General features: G+C 39.1%; 16 protein-coding genes. 11 read left to right on the top strand and 5 right to left on the bottom strand.

The window, feature by feature from the left end:
* Positions 1-124: 124 nt before the first annotated feature.
* Positions 125-1339: an NO-inducible flavohemoprotein gene (gene hmpA, locus GOP56_RS15625; protein WP_096886337.1), complete on the top strand. Its 1215-nt coding sequence runs from the start codon at positions 125-127 to the stop codon at positions 1337-1339.
* A gap of 2 nt (positions 1340-1341) precedes the next feature.
* On the opposite strand, the gene GOP56_RS15620 is transcribed toward hmpA, so the two are convergent.
* Positions 1342-1857 (bottom strand): Crp/Fnr family transcriptional regulator, encoded by a 516-nt coding sequence (locus GOP56_RS15620; RefSeq protein ID WP_003342946.1) that lies wholly within the window; start codon positions 1855-1857, stop codon positions 1342-1344.
* 164 nt (positions 1858-2021) lie between these two features.
* A complete protein-coding gene (locus GOP56_RS15615; protein WP_163246014.1) occupies positions 2022-2363 on the bottom strand; it encodes a DoxX family protein in 342 nt (113 codons plus the stop codon).
* 117 nt (positions 2364-2480) lie between these two features.
* On the opposite strand from GOP56_RS15615, the gene GOP56_RS15610 reads away from it, so the two are divergent.
* The 8 genes from GOP56_RS15610 (at position 2481) to GOP56_RS15580 (ending at position 11204) form a co-directional block, all read left to right on the top strand.
* Positions 2481-3200, top strand: coding sequence for a Crp/Fnr family transcriptional regulator (locus tag GOP56_RS15610; protein WP_163246013.1), 720 nt, complete (start codon positions 2481-2483; stop codon positions 3198-3200).
* A gap of 194 nt (positions 3201-3394) precedes the next feature.
* A complete protein-coding gene (locus GOP56_RS15605; RefSeq protein ID WP_163246012.1) occupies positions 3395-4690 on the top strand; it encodes a helix-turn-helix domain-containing protein in 1296 nt (431 codons plus the stop codon).
* Positions 4691-4706: 16 nt separating this feature from the next.
* Positions 4707-4841 carry a hypothetical protein gene (locus GOP56_RS24210; protein WP_003334051.1) on the top strand — a complete coding sequence of 45 codons (135 nt, stop codon included), beginning with the start codon at positions 4707-4709 and terminating at the stop codon, positions 4839-4841.
* A 163-nt stretch (positions 4842-5004) separates the two neighbouring features.
* Positions 5005-5829, top strand: coding sequence for a Cof-type HAD-IIB family hydrolase (locus GOP56_RS15600; protein ID WP_022586045.1), 825 nt, complete (start codon positions 5005-5007; stop codon positions 5827-5829).
* Between the two features lie 401 nt (positions 5830-6230).
* Positions 6231-6800, top strand: a complete 570-nt coding sequence (locus GOP56_RS15595) for an RNA polymerase sigma factor (protein WP_003342933.1) — start codon at positions 6231-6233, stop codon at positions 6798-6800.
* Entirely contained in the window at positions 6793-8295 is a 1503-nt protein-coding gene (locus tag GOP56_RS15590) for a DUF4179 domain-containing protein (protein ID WP_163246011.1), read from the top strand. The genes GOP56_RS15595 and GOP56_RS15590 overlap by 8 nt, the downstream gene beginning before the upstream one ends.
* Before the next feature lie 450 nt (positions 8296-8745).
* Complete coding sequence (locus GOP56_RS15585) at positions 8746-9063, top strand: hypothetical protein (RefSeq protein ID WP_163246010.1); 318 nt, start codon at positions 8746-8748, stop codon at positions 9061-9063.
* Positions 9064-9485: 422 nt separating this feature from the next.
* Positions 9486-11204 carry a methyl-accepting chemotaxis protein gene (locus GOP56_RS15580; RefSeq protein WP_163246009.1) on the top strand — a complete coding sequence of 573 codons (1719 nt, stop codon included), beginning with the start codon at positions 9486-9488 and terminating at the stop codon, positions 11202-11204.
* 123 nt (positions 11205-11327) lie between these two features.
* Here GOP56_RS15580 and GOP56_RS15575 read toward each other — a convergent pair whose 3' ends face one another.
* Genes GOP56_RS15575 through GOP56_RS23445 form a run of 3 tightly spaced genes read right to left on the bottom strand, consistent with a single transcriptional unit; the run spans position 11328 to position 14235 of the window.
* Positions 11328-13154, bottom strand: a complete 1827-nt coding sequence (locus GOP56_RS15575; RefSeq protein WP_163246008.1) for an SH3 domain-containing protein — start codon at positions 13152-13154, stop codon at positions 11328-11330.
* Positions 13151-14089: a hypothetical protein gene (locus tag GOP56_RS15570; protein WP_163246007.1), complete on the bottom strand. Its 939-nt coding sequence runs from the start codon at positions 14087-14089 to the stop codon at positions 13151-13153. Before GOP56_RS15570 ends, GOP56_RS15575 begins: the two co-directional genes overlap by 4 nt.
* The gene (locus tag GOP56_RS23445) at positions 14086-14235 is read right to left on the bottom strand and encodes a hypothetical protein (protein WP_003342922.1); all 150 of its coding nucleotides are present in this window, start codon (positions 14233-14235) and stop codon (positions 14086-14088) included. Before GOP56_RS23445 ends, GOP56_RS15570 begins: the two co-directional genes overlap by 4 nt.
* A 204-nt stretch (positions 14236-14439) precedes the next feature.
* Between GOP56_RS23445 and GOP56_RS15565 the strand changes: the two genes are divergently transcribed.
* Together GOP56_RS15565 and GOP56_RS15560 are read left to right on the top strand one after the other, a co-directional pair.
* Positions 14440-16221 (top strand): vWA domain-containing protein, encoded by a 1782-nt coding sequence (locus GOP56_RS15565; protein ID WP_163246006.1) that lies wholly within the window; start codon positions 14440-14442, stop codon positions 16219-16221.
* Positions 16222-16236: 15 nt separating this feature from the next.
* The gene (locus tag GOP56_RS15560) at positions 16237-19626 is read left to right on the top strand and encodes a tubulin-like doman-containing protein (RefSeq protein ID WP_163246005.1); all 3390 of its coding nucleotides are present in this window, start codon (positions 16237-16239) and stop codon (positions 19624-19626) included.
* The last annotated feature ends 2 nt before the right edge of the window (positions 19627-19628 follow it).

The raw sequence follows: 19628 nt of genomic DNA, 5'->3' as shown, positions 1-19628 counted from the left end.
ACTTGCTAGAAGAAGTTATCTTCGCAAATCTGTGCCTTTTACAGTGATCTCGATCACACAGGGTGACATTTCTCACTCTATATACTGAGGTCATACCACGCAAAACGAAAGTGAGGTAATCAAGATGCTAAGTGAAAAGACTATTCAAACCATTAAATCTACGGTACCCGTATTAGAAAAACATGGAGTCGATATTACAAAACGTTTTTATCAATTATTGTTTACAAAACATCCAGAGCTATTAAATATTTTTAATCATGCCAATCAGAAGCAAGGGAGACAACAGACGGCATTAGCCAATGCAGTGTATGCTGCCGCCCAATATATAGACAAATTAGAAACGATTATTCCTGTTGTAAAGCAGATTGGTCATAAGCATCGTAGTCTTGGAGTTAAGGCAGAGCACTACCCGATTGTTGGAGAAAATCTGCTTGCTGCGATTAAGGATGTACTTGGCGATCTGGCGACAGACGAGATTTTGCAGGCATGGGCAGAGGCCTATGGTGTAATTGCAGAGGCCTTTATTGGTGTAGAAGCTGAGTTTTATAAGCAAGCTGAACAACAGCAGGGTGGCTGGGAAGGTTTTAGAGCATTTAAGTTGGACAGAAAGGTAAAAGAGAGTGATGTTATTACCTCCTTCTATCTTGTTCCACAGGATGAAAAAGCTATCGCTGGATTTGAACCAGGCCAATACATTAGTGTGAAAGTGGACATTCCTGGTGAAAAAAATACCCATATTCGTCAATATAGCTTATCTGATGCGCCAGGCAAGTCTTACTATCGCATCTCTGTTAAACGAGAGGATGGCAATCAGGATCAGCCTCCAGGTAAGGTATCTGTCTATCTACATGAACAGGTTAACCCAGGAGATCTTTTATTTCTTTCGGCACCAGCAGGGGATTTTGTTTTAGATCAAAAAGATGCTCGTCCTGTCGTCCTGATCAGCGGTGGGGTTGGATTAACACCTTTAGTTAGTATGCTTAACACACTTGTAGAGACGAATCCGAACCGCCAAGTAACCTTCATTCATGCGGCTCAAAGTGGGCAGGTGCACGCGATGAAAGAGCATGTAGAAGAGCTAGCTCGCCAGCACTCACAACTATCTGTTCATTGGTGTTATGACAAACCAACTGACTATGACAGAGCAACAAACGCTTTTCATAAAGAAGGCTATGTAGATATCTCTACATTAGAGCACATGGTTCCATCTAAAGATGCCAGCTTCTATTTCTGTGGTCCGACTCCCTTCATGAAGGCGGTGAACCATACCCTGAAGGAATACGGAATTGCGGAAGCAGACATTCATTTTGAGTTTTTTGGCCCTGCTGATAGCCTGTAGGACTATGAATCCGGTTTCGAGGCAGATTGAGCACGCAATAATCTGTTTACAGTCTCACGGCGCAGTCCGATAAATTGCCCGATCTCATCCTGTGTAAGCACTTCGGTCAAAGTGGTGGGAGCAATATAGAACTCAAACCAAGCTTGGAGCTTTCGCAATTTATCGGCGGCCGATACTTCTGTTAATTGATCGATCCGATGCTGCATCATACGGAGCTTTTCCTGAAGCTGTAAGGCAATGGTTCGGCATCTGTCCGGGTTGTTCTGTAGCTGTTGATACCACTCCCGCGCATTAAGAACCTCGATCTCACAAGTGATAAGTGCGATAGCCGTACCGAAATAAGGATTTGGACTAATAAGAGAATGGTGTGGGATGATTTCATTAGGCACAATGATATTTACTAAAGTTGTCGTTCCATCCTCATGAATCCGAATTACTTTTAACAGGCCGCTTTTCAGATGATACAGCGGGCCGGTTTCTCCTTGGCGAAATAGAGTTTCACCCCTATGCAATCTCATAGTAACCTCCATAAGAAAAGCGAAAGTCGGAACCCTCTGACTTTCGCTTTATTGTTTATTAATAGAGATTATAGCAGGATTAGCAGGTTTATGAAAAACCAATGTTACGAAAAACGTGTTTAACCTTCAATTTTTTTTGCAATACGCTAGATACAGCTACTATTTTACCCGGAAACCACTATGATACATAAGATAAGTACAATAACAGCTCGAAGTGACGTGATTGGTTTATGCTTCGCTCTAATGATATGGGCGTACAGAGCGGCAATCATAATGATAATAAAAATAGAAGCCGAAAACTTCAAGGCCGCCGGTATCCAAAAGGAAGCGATTACTCCAATAAATCCGATTAATTCGCAAGTGGCTGTGACGTACATGAGCCACATTGGATAGCCATAGTCATTCCAATGCTGAACCATTGTCTTTGAACTTGTGAATTTGTTGAAAATCGAAACGGAAAACAAACCAATACATACAATTTGGAAAAGTAAAATAGTGAAATGCATGATGGTGCCCTCCTCTGATAAGATAGGTAAGATGGGATGTCTTTGTAGGAGAGTATACTCAGGTTTTGATGAAAAAGATGTAGTCTAGACTACATTGACAAATTCTGGGGGTATTGTATGGAGAAAATAAAATATTTATCAAGAATACAGTTATTTAGTGAGCTTGAGGTAGAAGAATTAGAAAAAATCGAACCTGTTGCCCCGATTACAATTATGAAAAAAGGAACACTGATTACAACCCCGCATCAATCTCAAAAATTCCTGTATCTAATCAAAGCGGGAAAGGTTCGCTTATATCAGATAACGTCAGAAGGCAGTGAACTAACTCTTGATGTATTAGGTGTCGGACATATATTTGGGGAAGTGGGTACGTTTACAACAGGGTCTGAAAATCTATTTGCCCAAACATGGGAGGACTCCTTGATCTGTACGATTGATAAAACTGAGTTTGAGAACTTTTTGCAAAAAAAGCCTGATATTGCGTTAAAGTTTATTGAAATTTTGTCCAAACGTTTACAGGAGGTAGAGGAGCTGCTTGAATATATGGCATATGGAAGTGTTCGAAAACGGCTTCTATTTTTATTAAATAAACTATCGGATAAATTCGGAGTTAAAATATATAAGGGAGAGGGCTTGCATCAAGAAGAAGATTGGATTCAGCTTGATATAGCTGTTACGCATCAAGAATTAGCAACAATGATGGGCAGTATTCGTGAGACTGTGACGGGATTATTACAGGATTTCACAGCAGAAGGTATTATTCGGAAAGAAGGGCAGCGTAAACCTTTCCAAATCCATTACTCTCGATTAAAACAGGCAATAGCAAAAGATAGATGAAGCAATTAACTAATAAAGGGTAATTTTCCTTTAATTTTCATTAATAAATTACTTATTTAACAATAATTTATCCACTAATCTTTATTTATATTTACAATAATATACAATTAAACTAGAATTATAGAGGAGTAATGAATGGAACAGAATACCGTTGTCGAATATTGTCCTGAGAAATTATGTCCTAAGGTGGGAATATGATGGAAGGAAATGAAGCAGTACTTTACTCCTCTCTAGGTGAATTAATAAAAAATAAAAGACAACAAGCAAATTTGAGTTTATCAGAATTGGGAAGGCTGTCAGGGGTTAGTAAGGGCGTACTCTCTAAAATTGAATCATGTGAAACCAAGAGACCAGAGCTTCGAACCATTAAGGCAATCACTACTGTACTAGTATTGCCATATGAAGAGATAATAGCGAATTATATCGAAATACAACAGCGTGTAGAAATTTTATATGAACTTCTTTTAGAAATGATTGAACTATCTAATATAACGCTAATTAGTAAGGTTGCACAAAAAATTCTTGAAAATCCCCAAGAAGATACATATACAGCTTTAGAACGTCTTTATGACCTATGCAATAGCATCACTAGCGACGAGATTAAACTTATTCTCTATAGCGCTATCATTAAGTATGCTAGAGTACATGGAATCCCAAATTATATAGCCAAACCATCCCTACAAAGATACCTAATAGAGAGACAGGATTTCAAAAATTTAGAGGAGTCTTTTAAAATCGGGGAAGAAATTATTCATTATGCAGACTTTTTGTCCGAGGAAGAAAAAATCACTTTCTATTTTAGGATGGGTTTGCACGCATTTGCTATCAAAAAATATCAGCAATGTATTGAATTAACAAAAATGGGGCTTTTGCGAGATCACACCATAAATGAATTAAAGGTTAGAGCCTATCTCGCTATGATTAATGCTCTCTTATTATCAGGCAAATATGAAGAAGTCGAAAAACATCTTTCTACCTATAAAACATTTACATTCCATTTTGTGCATGAATCCGCGGCATTAACTGGTGCAATCGTAAAGGCAAAAAAGAAAGACTACGAAGCAGCCATTCCATTATTGCTGGATTGCTTACAAAATACGAGTGAGGATTCAAGAATTCATGCCGTAAATGAGTTAATTGAGTTGTATCTGCAAATGGAAAATTTCGATGCCATTGCAGAATTAGTGGCCGGGGAAGATAACTTTTTGAAGGTTGAATCGAAAACACCGTATAAATATTATTCAATAGGATTGTACTACCAAAATAAGGCAAACTATCAAATCTTAATTAAATCCTATCAAGAAGGATTGGATAGTTATCTTACTAGCATGGAGATCTATGGCAAGATAAATGCTTATCAAGAAATTAATGACTGTATGAAGAGTATTCTCTCCTTTTATTTCTCTATGGAAAAATCTATAGATTTACAAATGGTACAGAAGCTTCAAGATGTATATAATAGGATTATAAAGAATAAAGAAATTAATTAGCGTAGGAGGGATTGAGATGAAAAAGGCAATTATAACGATTTTCATGACTTTAGCATTGGTAACTTCTATTGGTTCTATTGATTCTTTCTCTCATGTCGCAGAAGCTAGTAAACCTCATGCTATTCAGTATGTATACGATCCAGGATTTTAATTGTATCTCTCCTTAGAACGCTCTTAGGAGCGTTCTTTTTTATGGAAACATATTGGCCTATGAAGCCAAACTCATCCATCTAACTATTTTTACACATAAATTACAATATCAATGATATGATTATAGTGATTTATACAACTAGATTAGATTGGATGGTTTTGTCATGCAAAATTATAGAATGATTGTCCTCGATTTAGACGATACATTGCTTCAAGATGATCACACCATTTCAACACGTACAAAAATTGCACTAATGAAGGCTCAAGAAGCCGGAGTAAAGGTAGTTCTTGCATCAGGTCGTCCCACGTACGCCATGACGCATATTGCTGAAGAATTGGAGCTAGCAAAATACGGTAGCTTTATTTTGTCCTTCAACGGTGCAAAAATTATAAACTGGAAAACAAAAGAAGAGTTATTTAGCAGCACACTGCCAGTACAAACCGTACATGAGCTATACGATATCAGTAAAAAAGAACAGGTTGGGATTCTCTCCTATGATGGGGATGATATCGTAGCTGAAACAGTTACTGCGTACACCCAAAAAGAGTCTGAGATTACGGGAATGAACATTAAAGAGGTAGAAAGCTTTAAGCAAGCCATCACACGACCGGTAGTAAAAGTGCTAATGGTAGACGATCCTACTAAGCTAGCAATTGTGGAAAAGAAACTGCAAAAACAGCTAGAGGGTCAATTGAGTGTGATGCGGTCGAAGCCGTTTTTCTTGGAGTTTACAGAAGCGGGTGTTGATAAAGGAACCAGCTTACATCAGCTCATTCATAAATTAGGAATTGAACAAGCAGAGGTTATTGCGATCGGTGATAGCTACAATGATCTTGCCATGATTAATTTTGCAGGGCTTGGTGTTGCAATGGGCAATGCACCAGATGACATTAAGGAAATAGCGGACTATGTAACAGATACAAATATGAATCATGGTGTGGCAAAGGTTGTTGAGACCTTTATTTTAAATAAAATCCCACAAGCTTAGAAATCGTACTACTGATTTCTTTCCTGTACTTATATGAAAGAAGCGTCAGTGAACATTTTTGTTCCTTTGACGCTTCTTTTTGTTGGTAACGTTTCTGACAAAGCTTATTTTTTAGTACAGTGTAGATAGTAATGCATAGTAAACAAAGATTTGTGTAAGGAAAGCATTGTCTCCTGACGAAGCAACGACTGTTGAGAAAGGAATTTTTCGAATCATGATGATTCACCTAAGTGTCTGAATCATCAATTACTTTATCAAGAAAAGAATACATAGATTGCATCAATTGTCCAATTACGGTTTAACTCAGTGAAAGTAAGGGAAAAAATTTCTCGCTTTGAAATGAACCAAAATACGAGAACTGGTGAATAAGGAGTGACAGGGAAAACGAGGAGGTTTTTTATGTGGAGGAAAATCATTATTCTCCAATAACTGGAGAAGGAGGTCCAGTGGGTTTTGAAGCACTTGTTCAGCCTCACTTACCTACGGCATTTCGAGTCGCTTTTTTAATCGTTCATGATTACCATTTCGCTCAGGATGCTGTTCAAGAAGCACTATGGGAGGCGTATCAATCACTTTATCGCTACGATGAACGAAAAGGGACATCGTTTCGGGCTTGGTTTATGAAAATTGTGACACATCGGGCACTTAATATGGTGCGTAGAAAGAAAAAAACGGAAGCATACGCAGACTCCATTGATCCTGACCAAAATCCATTGGAGAGTATTCTGCAAAAGGAGCAAGAGCAACAGATTTGGCGAGCGATCCAGTCGATGACGCCGAAGCATCGCTCTGCTGTTATTCTTTACTATTATGAAGAGTTTAGTGTAGCTGAAATTGCAAAAATCCTTGGTGTGTTTGAGGGAACGGTAAAATCAAGGCTGCATAAGGCCAGAAAGCTAATCGCTGAGAAAATACAGGCTGAAAAAGAAACACAGGTAATGACCGAGATAGGAGTGATCATGCATGACTAATCTAGATAAACAGATTGCACAGACTCTAAAAAAGGTAGCTGGAGAGTTGGATCAGCCTACTTTTGTAATGCCTGACCGGGCTGTGGCCTATAAAAGAAAAAGGTCGCGTCTGCTAGGCCCTTTGGTTTTGCCAGTCTCAATTAGCTGCGCCCTGCTTTTAACGGTCTCGGTGGGTTCATATGTATCGCCCACATTTGCAGCCTATGTGAAATCGTTATTTGAAGGAAGTTCTAATAAAGAGCTGCAAAATGCAGCAGAGGAGGGCTTTTCACAGAAGGTAAACGCCTCTGTAACGGATCAGGGCTATACTCTTGAAATAAAGGAGATATTGGCCGACCCAATGAGAATTGTGGCCGTATATTCGGTCAAGGATCAGCAGAATAACGTTATTCATCCGGATAAGATAGATCTAGGGAATGTAGAAGTAACTGATTTGAAAGGGAATCCATTTAAGAGGGTATCTAGCGAATTATATACATTAGGATATGACGATGATAGTCAATACGGCTATATCACTCTGAAAAATCCAGTGGGGGAAAAACAACAGAAGCTTTTACTGCAAGTCAAGGGTAGTGAGATTGCCTCTGTTAAAGGGGATTGGTCCTTACAGATTCCTTTTGATTTAGAAAAATCAATTACGGCTTCAAAGGTGCTGCCAATGAATGGGACGTATACAACACCGCAGGGATTGCAAATCCATTTGAACAGCGTGATGTATTCACCGACTGCTGCACGTGTCGAATATGAAACAAAATGGACGGAAGAGGCAAAGAAAAGATTAGTGCAGGAAAGCAAACAAGTGAAAGGAAAAATAGCTTCAGCTCCCCCTTATGTTCGTTATGATGATTATAAGCTGAATTTTCATGTTGAAAATGAAAAGGGAGAGAAAATAAAGGACCTAAATACGGAGATTGCTACTCCTCGCAAGTATCTAGATAAATATGGTCATTCTATCCGGAAGTATGGATTTGCTCCTCTGTCTCCTGATCATCAATATACACTGGTATTGGATTCCTTAGTAAAAACAGAACCGTATAAGCTGGACATATCATTTGAGCCGAAGCAGCTTGGCGATAAACCTGTAAGAGTAGATCAGGATGGCAAAACGATTGAGATCAAGTCAGTAACCTTTGACAAACCTCAAAATGAAGCATCTCCCAAGGATGAGAAGCATGCTACGATTACACTAGAGGCTTATGTAAAGGATATTGTTCAAATACCAACTACAATTTTAGTGGATGATGATACCGATAAAATTATTAATCACTTTGATTGGACGATAAAAGATGAGAAGGGCAAAATATACAATGTAACAGGCGGAGATTTTAAAATGTTAGGAAAGGACGAACAAGGCAGAAACCATATCCGAATAAAATTGCAAAGTTATGAAATGAAAGAACTTCCGCAAAAGATCAGCCTTACATCCGAACTGGCAGAAAAGAGCTATGACCTGGATTGGAGAGTACCATTGCCAATGCCAAAAGAAGATAAATGAGAAATAGTGATTGCGAGAAAAATAATGGATGCAAGAAAAATAATATTGAGCTGTGTATAAGCAGGAAAATGGACAGGAAAAATAGCCTGTCCATTTTTTTGATTGAATCTTACAGAGTGATATTTCGATTACACAGAAAGTGGGTAATCCACCTTATCGACGTTTTAAAAAAATGTTACGAATTGAGATGAAGCTCAGTCCGAGAAAAAGCGTATTACCTGTTACCTTAGAATTGGTTATTAAAGGGTAGGAAAATTCTGTATTATTGATATAATGACAGTAAGAATGGAATAATTATGTAATCCCCCTAAGGAAGACATCAAGGTTCAAGATTTTATGATTATGAAATAGGCAATATTATCGCGAAAACCGTTACGCTTTAACATGAGTCCTTTTACAGAATGGTTCAACATATTGTGGATTGTGAATAATAGGAAGGGAGTAAAGCGCATGGGAACAATGCCACTTTGGTTTTGGATTCTTTATTATCTATTCATTTTAATAACTATCATTCTTACAATTGTTTGCATGATTAAGAAAAAGCATACACTTTTTTCAGCCGTTACGCTTATTTTCTCCGTTCTAGCACCAATTGTTTTCTTTTTACATGCATTGACAAGGGGATATGGCAATGAGATTGAATTTTTCTTTAGAAAGCTTTGTTCAGGGGAAATTTGGGCAATCTTTGTAGCAATTGCAGTAGTTGAGACTGTTTATTGGTACTTTTTCCTACTAAAAGATTACAAGATAAACCGTAAGCATTCATGAAAATATGCGAACATACCCACAAATGGATAAATACTGACGAGCGCTCTCTAATTTAATGATACAAAGACAGACAATTTAGATAAGAATGATAAATAGTAGGCCTAATAGCAAAAAAGCTATTAGGTTTACATGCATTATGTCTATATATAAATCTCAATCAGTAAGGAAGTGTTGGATAGAATAAATGTTTCGTATAAAAAGTTCGATAATAAAAAGAGAAGGGTTGGGCAGTATTCCAATTTTAATATGGAACAGAGGTGTCTTATTATATGTCTAATCTTAATATTTCGATAAAAAATATATTTATCGACATAATTTGATTTTTTTCGACAAAATCCAACATTTTTTTCAAAATAAGTATCGTTTTCAGCTTGGAGCATTATATAATTAAATTAGAAAATTCTACAAGTAAGGAGACCCCCATGCGGATATTTCAAAACTTAAAAATAAGAACGAAATTATTACTCATCATTCTAACGTCTATCTTATCTTTTGCAGCTTTATCGTCATTAGGGTACAGCGGATTAAAAAAAGGGGACGAGGCTGCCTTAAGCATGTATGAGGATTGTTTACTTCCTATTCAGTGGTTAGGAGATTTAGAATCGAATTTTTTTAGGGTTCATATGAATGTTGTGGAATATATGATTACCACTGATGAAAAAAGGAACAACGAACTTGATAAAATCATCAAGGAATTACGCGTGGAGAATGATGATTTAATCAAAAAATTGGAAAGCACTCGTATTCCAGTGGAAGAAAAGGAATTATACGAAGGATTTAGCACTAGCTTTAACAATCTGCGTGAACTTACAAGCAAAGCGATTTCATTGGCTAGTCAAAATAAAAATGCAGAAGCGTATACGTATTACCTAGCCGAGCTTCAGCCTTCTCGAACAGATGCCATTGTTTCTCTTCAAAAATTACTGACCTACTTGCAAGAAAAAGCAGATAAAATCCAAACTGAAAATTATCAGGAGGCCAATTTTACTATACTTATGTTTGGTATTGTAGCCTTACTAGTTGTTATCTTTATTAGTATGATAGGCTATATTATCAGCAAATCGATTAAGCATCCTATTGATCTACTAGAAGCAGATATGAAACAAGTAGCTCAAGGAGATTTAACTATTCGCACCTCCTATGAATCAAAAGATGAGATGGGAAGCATCGTCTCCTCTTTCAATAAAATGCTAGAAAATCTTCAGCAGTTGATGGGAAAAGTTCAAGCAGCAACAAACACCGTAATGGTTTCAACAGACAATATGCTACACGAAACACAAAATGTTTCTGCTATCTCTAGTAACGCTGTAGTTACCATTGATGAAATGAACCAACAAGTCCAAGGACAAATGTTAAGTATTCAGGAAAGTGCTAAGGCTATGGATGAAATGTCGACCGGAGTACAGCGAGTGGCCGAATCTTCTTCTACTGTTGCTGAATTAGCAATCACTACAGTGGAACAGGCGAGAGAGGGCAGTCAGGTAGTGCAGCAATTCATTACACAAATGGATACGATTCATAATTCTGTAGAGGAAACATCGGCAGTTATAAGCCGTTTGCTGGAAAATACACAGCAAATTGATAAAGCTTTGTTGTCTATTACCGATATTGCTGAACAGACAAATCTATTGGCGCTAAATGCGGCGATTGAGGCGGCGCGTGCCGGTGAATTTGGAAGAGGCTTCTCTGTAGTTGCAGACGAGGTGAGAAAGCTAGCTGAGGAATCCAAGCAATCGGCAAGTGAAATCAATCATTTGATTACCTATATCCAGCAGGATTCGAAGGATGCTGTTCATGTCATGGAGAAAGGACAGCAAGAGGCAAAACAAGGAATTATTACAGCCAATGAGGCAGGAAAAGCCTTCAATACTATTGTGGAAGAAATAAATGAAATCACGTATCAAATTCAAGAGGTATCTGCAACAACGGAAGAAATGTCAGCAGGAACCGAAGAAATAAATGCGTCGTTAGCAGAAATATCTTCTACTGCTACCCAAGTAGCTGGGTCTACAAATGAAACAGTACAATCAATTCAAGACCAATCGGCTTCTACAAATGAAATGGCTAATCATTCTATGAAAATGAATGAGACAGTTAAGGAACTTGAGAAGCTATTATCTCAATTTAAAATTCAAAACTAATAACCTTATCTATACAGGTAGGAACAAAAAAGGTAGATACAAAAACAAGCTGGCGGAATCTTAGTTCTGCCAGCTTGTTTGTTAGTAGGGCTTCAAATTGCTTTGTTGTCTATGGGTACTCGCTTACGGTGAAGGGTCAGAACGAACCCAGCCGGAATTTCCATTAAATGAGATTTGGTACCAACCGTTTTGATCAGCTATGCCCTCAATCGGGCTACCCTTTTTGATCTGGCCAATTACACCATATTCTTCACCTGGACCCGCATAAACCTTGATGGAATTCTCGGACGAGCCATTTCCCCTCTCGTCATTTTTGGAAGGAGAGGCTGGTTCATTATCGTGTGGGGAGGTTTCTTCTGTTCCCGACGCGGCTTTCTCATCTGTTACCGTATCTGAAGCTACATCAGGCTCAGTTTCGGGGGACGGTGATAGATAATCCCTTATCTTTTCCTCATAGACAAGACCATTATCCGCTAGCTTAAAGGCTGCTATTTCCTTTTCCCCTTTGCCCTCGGCATTTTCTAGAATGACGGAGCCTGTGCCTTCCACTGTAAATCCATCTGCCTCTACCTCAAATAGCTTCACCCAATCTTTTTTGGATAAATCGGGAACAAATCCATAGTATGTAGAGAGACGGTTTTTACCCGTTGTTTCCATAATAAGGATGGGGGTTTCTTTACTAATTAATTTATCTGAGATATTGAGATTTTTGAGCTTTGTGTCCGTATGAAAAGACCCCTCTAAGTACAGAACAGAATGATTATCCGGCATTTTTGCTGCCAAATGAAGATGTTGATCTTCCTCTGAAATACCGGCTGTATAAACGACAGACCCCCAACGCTTCTCTCCTGTGAGGACGAATCCAAACGATTTATCTGGATATTTTTCTTTCAATAGGCGAATTGGATCATGCTTGATCCAGCGGTCTTCTAATTCTGTTACGAGCTGGGATGTATCCTGAAGATCGCTTAGCTTTTGATACAGGTCACGTGCCTTTTCAAACTGGTTTGCTTTTGTGTAACGCTCCGCTTGCTTTAGCTGAGAGGCGAGATGTTGATCAAGAAGGCTGATGGACTCCGAATCAGCAGGCAGCACGTCACTAATCTGACGGTAAGCCTTTGCCTGCATGATAAATGTGTCCAGGTCCTTATTGCGAATCGAGCGTTTGATCTGGGAGCTAGCATATTTTTCTAGTAAAGCAAGTAACCACTCACCTTGTATATCTACTTGCTTATAGGCACGTAAGCTTCTGGAAGCTGATTGGATTACCTGGTCGAAGGTACTTCTGTTTGTTACATCCCTATATTTTTTTTGATCATAGGAACGAAAAAGGGAAATGAGCTCCTGCTTCTTCTGTTTTTCCCCACCAAAAAATTCATCTGGAATAGCGACCAAAGAATGAACAAAGCGTTCATCACGATAATTTTGCTGGGTCAGGTTTTCCTGCATAGATGTAGTATAGGTCTTTTTCATTGCAAGAAAGTAATTTTTTAAAGTAGCTTCGATTGCATGCTCTTCAGAAACTTGTGTGAAAAAATCGACGAATAGCTGTTCTTCTTGCTGAGCGTGCTGTTTAAAGGTGTGGTAGGTTGTATACAGCTCTAGCATATCTCCTACCTGATTCTCTCCTGCGGCAGCATGAATCTGCTCAGAGATGGATTCTAGCTGTTGGCGAATGGAACGCAATGCAGATAATGGCTTATTCCATACCTCATCACCATAGCTGATAGTAGTAATGGCTTGTGCTTTAGCGAAGCTTTCTTCGGCCGCAAGCAGATTTCTTTCCTGATAGTGCTTTTTGGCTTCTTCATATAAATTGATTTTTTTCAGGCTATATCTAATCTTGACACCCATGGCTATTAAAGCCAACAGGAATAAAATTAGTAGGATATTCCGTATCCAAAGTGATCGTTGATAGGCAGGGAGTAGCTTGCTAATAAATTTCTTCATAGCAATCCTTTCAGTTCGGGATCAAACGAGTAGTGCTGATCCACGTGTCTCTTGGTAGCTTCATATAATTTGGCCCACTGATTTTGATGGGCACTAACCATTTTAGCTAAACGAATCAAACGCTCCTTAGGTAAATATTCTATGAACTCAATAATAAAATCCTGATAGTGATCTATATGAGCTCGTACTCGTAAAGATGCCCCTGCCACCTGACCGAGGATTTGCGTACCATTACTTTCCTGAAGAATATACGACTTATTTGAAATAACATAATCTACAACAGTTTGTTTTACTAACCATGGTTGGACTTTTAGTACCTCATGAAGATAGGCAATAAAATGATAATTGTAATCAGATGGGATCAGCGTATCTAACTCCAATTCCATGTCCTTACGAAGTACAAAGTGATTGAGATATTTGACCTTGAGGATTTTTACCAAATCAGAGTCGATAAAGTAGCCAACTTCCCTGATTTTTTCATAGGCATCTTTATATTTTTTTGCCTTAACATCAGCATCAATATCCTCTAGCTGTTGATAGAGAGCATTTTTAATATTTTCCTGCTCTGTTTTGATGAATTGTTCAAAATGAACCTTTTGTTCGTAGGAGCCATACCGCTTCTGCATGAGCCAAAAGAGCAAAAAGAGAAGAATGCCTCCACTACACGCAAGTACCAAATTCATTGTCGTATCAGCAAAAATAGCTGCGAGACAGACAAAGAGACCGATCCAAAGAAAGCGAATTTGAACGTGTCGTCTGGTAGTGGCTGCTGAGACAGCACGGATAGGTAGGAGTGTTACGTTTTTTTCGCAAAAGGGGCATTCCGTATCCCACAGCACAGAATAGGAATGACATTTTGGACAATATTTTAAACGTTCAAAGGCATGAGTTGTTTTGACAGTCTTTCTGAATTGAACACCAGTTTTTGTCTTCATTTTTGCTCACCTTCGTTATTTAACAGCGCATGAAGATACTGATCCATCTCAGCTTCTGTTTTACTTTTTCGTTTAAATAGCCATAGTTGAGTGAAACGATAGCCCAGTAGTACCAAAGAAATAGCTAAAAAGATATAAGTTATCATCTATCATTCTCCAAATATCAATGTCGAAATATGTAACATAATAGTACATACGTCCGTATAACGTTATATGGATGTTACATGGCTTTTCTCTTTTTAATTGTAAAATATAGTGGTAATCTTGTCATATAGTCACATTCTTTGCAATAGTTGTTCAAAAACATGGATATTTTTAACAAAAAAATTAAGTAGCGGAGGTTCAATAGCATGCTTCAATGTAAGAGGTTTTTTCAGCATATATTGTGCGTGGGACTTCTGTTGACTTCTCTAACCACAGGTGCCACGTTTGGTTTTGCACAGACCGGTGGAGATAAAATGGACGCTGTGTTGGTTGTAGACGTCAGCAATTCCATGACCCAAAGTGATAAAAACAAAGTAAGTAACGAAGCAATGAAAATGTTTGTGGATATGACCTCTATTCAGGGGAATAAGATCGGGGTCATCGCATATACGGATAAAATTGAGCGCGAAAAGGCACTGATTGAGGTTAAATCCGATCAAGATAAGCAGCAAATCAAAGCTTTTATTGATAGCTTACAAAAAGGTGCTTACACAGATATTTCTGTAGGGGTCGATGAAGCAGTCAAAATTTTAGATGCAGGACATGACCCGACGCATTCTCCTATCGTTGTGCTGTTAGCAGATGGAAACAACTTTTTAAATAAGGACTCCAATCGCACACAGCAGATGTCTGATCAAAAATTGCAGGATGCGGTACAAATGGCCAAAAGCAAAGGGTACCCTATCTATACGATAGGACTTAATGCTGATGGACAATTGAACAGAACAACTTTGCAACAGATCGCGACAGAAACGAATGGCAAGTTCTTTGAAACAAGTACGGCTGACAAGTTACCCCAAATTCTAAGCGAGATTTTTGCTAATCATCTGAAGCTGAAGGTTGTTCCTGTGAAAAGCATGACTTCAAACGGAGCCTTTCAGGACGTAACAATCTCGATACCTAACACCAATGTATTGGAAGCAAATATTTCGATCATGTCGAAGAATGCCGTACAGGTAAAGCTGTTTGATCCATCTGGCAAGGCAGTACCGGTTCCGTCTAATCAGGTTCATTTCTCGAAATCAAATGCATATTCCATGATTAAAATGCTAAAACCCCAGCAGGGAGATTGGAAGCTACAGGTTAAAGGAGCAGCCAAGGATAAGATTGATATCAACATGATCTTTAACTATGACGTGCAGCTCGCAATGGAACCGATCCCTGCTAAGACATATAAAGCTGGCGATGATATCCAAATTAAAGCAGAACTAGTTAGTAATGGACAAAAAATGACTAGCACTGATCTTTACAAAAGCATGAAGGCAAAGCTACTCGTTAACGATGTAACAGACAATAAAACAAGTGAAATGGAACTAACGAATACAGGTAGTGGATTTACAGGAACCTTTAGTATCCCAGCTTCCCATCAATACGAGATTAAGGTGAAAGCGGAGGATAGCAGCTTTTATCGAGAAACACAGCCTGTTACTGTGAATGCAGCAAATGCAGGGGCAACGGGGTCACAGCAACCTCCAACCGCCCCAACAGGGGAAGAAAAGCCTTTTCCGTGGGTCATGACGATTGGTGGTACTTCGGGTCTGATTTTACTTATTGCGATTGCGCTATATGTACTGTCCATGTGGAAAAAGGCAAACAAAGGATTTATGGGACAAATGGCTATCGAAATTATCAATGAGGATACAGGCGAAAAGTCGAGTCCACAGTATAAAAAACTAAATGCCTTTAAAGGGAAGGTTAAATTGCATCAATTGTTGCAGCTTGCCCCAGAGTTTCAGGAGACAGACAAAATCATTTTTCTACCAGGCAAAAATGACACGCTTATCATTCAAAACAAATCTGATTGTCAGATTGAAAAGGCTGGAAGAGTACTAGATGCAAGTAAAGGAAGGGAATTAAAAAAGAACGATCGAATCAAGGTATCCCTTTCTGGTGTAAACAAATCAGTCTTTATTGACTACATCATCTAGGAGAGGATCGATTATATGAGAGCAGTTGTGAGAGAACATATTCAGCAGTTGGATGTATCTTTAGGCGGGGGAATCGTTAGTGAGAAGATTCGTGTAGATACGATTGATAACCCGATGCTTGTTATTGGTTTAGGTGGAACGGGGATTGATGCGTTGCTCCGTTTAAAATATCAGGTAAACAGACGTTTCAAGCTACCGGTGGATTCTTTATCGAAAAAACGGAAGGAAAAACCGGATAATATTGAGTTTGTCGCCTTTGAAACAAATGAGCATGATCGCAACAAACGTTACAAGGGTATTGGGCTTGATCCTATTTCGGAATTTGTGTTGCTTTCTAATCCGGAGATTGGCGGAGTATTGCAGAATAGAAGTATTTTAGAACCATACATTACGGATTGGCTTTCACCTGAGCTGACAATCACAGATGGAATCAGTGGAGCATCAGGAGTTAGACAGGCGGGGCGGTTGCTGTTATTTACTAAAATTACGCAGGTCGTCCAAACCCTTGAGAAAAAGATTAAGATGCTTACCGAGGGCACCAATAAAAAGCTGATCGTATTTATCTTAACGGGTATCTCAGGCGGAACCGGTAGTGGCTGCTTCATGGATATTGCCTATATTGTTCGCGGTATTTTAGAACGGGAATTTGGCAGTGCAGGGGTCGATAAGGTTAACTCGCTTGGCTATCTGTTTACACCAGATGTTAACTTGTCGAATAAAAGCCTCAGCTCGCATACGCGCGATTACATCATGAAAAATGGTTATGCTGCGTTAAAAGAGCTGGATTATTGGATGAATGCAGACGAACGTATGGATCGCTTTAAGCAGCAATATGGCAACGCCTTACATGTCTCTTCCCCAATGCCTCCATTCAATTTGTGCCACCTTATTTCGGCAACAAATCTTGAGGGTAAAGCATTAGAAAATGCCTACGATTACTGCATGAATGTTACGGCTGAGAATATTACCAACTTCATGGCTAGTGAAGAAAAACGGTCGGGCGAAGAGTTTGCGATTCATGATTATATTAGTAATATTCGTACCAACATTAATCAGATGCCAAAAGCATATGCGGCTAACTACCAATATAACGTCATAGGTGCTTCGTCTGCGGTACTGCCGATTGAAGAGATGACTACATATTTGGCATACCGATTGTTTAAAAAGATGGAGAATATGTTTATCGCCGCTCCTACACAGGAGGATGTAGAAAAATTTGCTCGCAAATTAGGCATCGATATCGACTCGATTTCCAAGAGATTTGAGGAGCGTGTTCCAGAACCAATTCCAGGCTATGAAAATAGTGAGCGTCTCAGCTATAGCAATGTCATTAGCCAACAGGTCGTAAGTATCGATCATGAGCTGGAGCAGGGCTATCTGGCTAAAGCGAGAGAGGAATATATCAAATGTAAAAAACAGCTTCCAGGCGAGCTGACCACTACATTTGGTGAAATGATTACAAGAGTATTTTTACATGCACAGCAAGGGCCGTTTTTTGCTTCGAGTCTGATTCATTCCGATAAGGGCTTTTCCTTGCTTAAAATGATACTCTCTTATATCGAGAGCTTAAAACTAAACCTGGAGAGCTTCCCAAGAGAAATTGAGGGAGCGCGCGAAACAGCTAATGAGAAGCTAGGTGATGCTCGCAGTGCCTTTATCTCAAAGGAAAAGAAGAAAAATAGCTATTTGGAAGCAAAAATCACCGAATACCAGCTTCTGGCAGATCATGAAAAGCTAGAGCAAATGATCGAGTTCTACGAGGAGCTATATCGTAGATTAAGTGATGAAAACAATCGGATTTACAGTGTATTTACGGAGATTTTAAATACGCTCAACCAAATTTTTGAAAAGAACGGTGACATCCTCATCAACGGTGGGGAGGAGATGGATCGTACCGGAAATAAAACGTATTACTGGAATATTGTGAGCGTACCTGATATTGCGAAGGTTATAGCAAACACCATTGATGAAAAGGATACAGATGATTTAATACGTGATTTCACTGCTGAATTGCTGAAGCGCTCCGATCACTGGATCAAGGAAACAGAAGTAGATATCGTCGGTGCTATTTCAGACTTTTTATCCGATAAGTTCAGCCATCTGATTACAACGTCGATGGAAGAGTTTTTGCTGATGAAATACGGGCAGGACGAAACGCTGGATCGTATCGTAGAACGAAAAATAGCTAGTAAATTAGATGAAGAAGCGATTCCAGTTTTCCACCTCAGCAATAATCTGGGTAATATGAATTTCCCTTCATGGGGCTTTGTTTCGGTGCCACTTCAGGCTCCGTCTATTTTGAAGGGGATCAAGAACTTTCAAAATACGTCAATCAGCGGCTCGCGTTTTACAGTGAAGGAGAGCGGAGTAAAAAATCGTATATTCTGGTTGAATACAAAAAATGGTGTTCCTTTGTTTGCTTATACACCGCTCAAAGTGTATGAGGAAAGCTATGAACGAACCATTCTTGAAAAAGAGGGTGTTGGTCGTCACTTAGTTCAATCAGACAAGAATAACTGGACGTACCTACCATCTCCTATTCCAGAGAAATCTTGGGGAGAAACGTATCTGAATGTTCGTGTGAAAGATTACAATGCTAGGATTCGTGAGCTATTTGACAGAGCTGTTCGTTTCGGATGCATCATCGAAAAAGACAGTGAAAATCAAACAAGCAACCGATACGACTGTATCATTACCAAGCCGTTCGAAATCACTGCCTTCTTGGCTACATACAAGCTGGACAACGATCCATCTAAAGGTAGCCCAGGGGAGATTAAGAGATGTCTTGCTGAATTGAAGGGCTTTATGGAACAGGGATTGGAGCAGGAATATACAAAGGATTTGTTTGGCAGCATCAACGAAGAGATGGCCAAGGAAAATTTAATCCGCTCTCCAGAACTGATTCGTCTCCTTCAGCAGGAAGTGCGTAAATACGAAGACATCGAGAGTAAAATCAATGAGTTAGAACAGATCATCCAATCGATTCAAGGTGAGGAAGAGCTGCTAAATCGTTTCATTGAAGCACTATACACAGGTACTATTTGTAAAAAGGGCGCCTTGTATGTGTATGATAAGGACGAGGAAGAAGAGGCTTGGGAGCCTTTCGTTAATCTGATGAAGGTGAACAAGCATGTAGAGTTTGCGATCTACAATCAATATCGCAATTTGGATGGTAAACAAATGACTGCTCTTCAACGCAAAGTGAGTAAACGAAGCGATCAGATGACATCGTCTGTTGATACGCAGGAATTGTTAACGAAGCTAGAGGAAATCACTGTTGCTTTTCAGGAAGCGAAGAACGAGCTTGAGTACGATCGCGATGACTATGTAAACGGGGAAGACATGTATCGTTTTTATAAAAAAGTGTGGTCGAAAGTAAACGATATGCGCAAAACATTACAATAATT

This window comes from Brevibacillus sp. 7WMA2 (genome assembly GCF_010748895.1).
Classification (GTDB): domain Bacteria; phylum Bacillota; class Bacilli; order Brevibacillales; family Brevibacillaceae; genus Brevibacillus_B; species Brevibacillus_B halotolerans.
The sequence above is the reverse complement of the archived record's forward strand: the minus strand, read 5'-3'. Positions and strand labels throughout refer to the sequence as shown.

What these genes read in the sequence shown, in the direction of transcription:
- hmpA (WP_096886337.1), top strand. Translation starts at nt 125, where the DNA reads ATGCTAAGTGAAAAGACTATTCAAACCATTAAATCTACGGTACCCGTA.
- GOP56_RS15620 (WP_003342946.1), bottom strand. Translation starts at nt 1,857, where the DNA reads ATGAGATTGCATAGGGGTGAAACTCTATTTCGCCAAGGAGAAACCGGC.
- GOP56_RS15615 (WP_163246014.1), bottom strand. Translation starts at nt 2,363, where the DNA reads ATGCATTTCACTATTTTACTTTTCCAAATTGTATGTATTGGTTTGTTT.
- GOP56_RS15610 (WP_163246013.1), top strand. Translation starts at nt 2,481, where the DNA reads ATGGAGAAAATAAAATATTTATCAAGAATACAGTTATTTAGTGAGCTT.
- GOP56_RS15605 (WP_163246012.1), top strand. Translation starts at nt 3,395, where the DNA reads ATGATGGAAGGAAATGAAGCAGTACTTTACTCCTCTCTAGGTGAATTA.
- GOP56_RS24210 (WP_003334051.1), top strand. Translation starts at nt 4,707, where the DNA reads ATGAAAAAGGCAATTATAACGATTTTCATGACTTTAGCATTGGTAACT.
- GOP56_RS15600 (WP_022586045.1), top strand. Translation starts at nt 5,005, where the DNA reads ATGCAAAATTATAGAATGATTGTCCTCGATTTAGACGATACATTGCTT.
- GOP56_RS15590 (WP_163246011.1), top strand. Translation starts at nt 6,793, where the DNA reads ATGACTAATCTAGATAAACAGATTGCACAGACTCTAAAAAAGGTAGCT.
- GOP56_RS15585 (WP_163246010.1), top strand. Translation starts at nt 8,746, where the DNA reads ATGGGAACAATGCCACTTTGGTTTTGGATTCTTTATTATCTATTCATT.
- GOP56_RS15580 (WP_163246009.1), top strand. Translation starts at nt 9,486, where the DNA reads ATGCGGATATTTCAAAACTTAAAAATAAGAACGAAATTATTACTCATC.
- GOP56_RS15575 (WP_163246008.1), bottom strand. Translation starts at nt 13,154, where the DNA reads ATGAAGAAATTTATTAGCAAGCTACTCCCTGCCTATCAACGATCACTT.
- GOP56_RS15570 (WP_163246007.1), bottom strand. Translation starts at nt 14,089, where the DNA reads ATGAAGACAAAAACTGGTGTTCAATTCAGAAAGACTGTCAAAACAACT.
- GOP56_RS23445 (WP_003342922.1), bottom strand. Translation starts at nt 14,235, where the DNA reads ATGATAACTTATATCTTTTTAGCTATTTCTTTGGTACTACTGGGCTAT.
- GOP56_RS15565 (WP_163246006.1), top strand. Translation starts at nt 14,440, where the DNA reads ATGCTTCAATGTAAGAGGTTTTTTCAGCATATATTGTGCGTGGGACTT.
- GOP56_RS15560 (WP_163246005.1), top strand. Translation starts at nt 16,237, where the DNA reads ATGAGAGCAGTTGTGAGAGAACATATTCAGCAGTTGGATGTATCTTTA.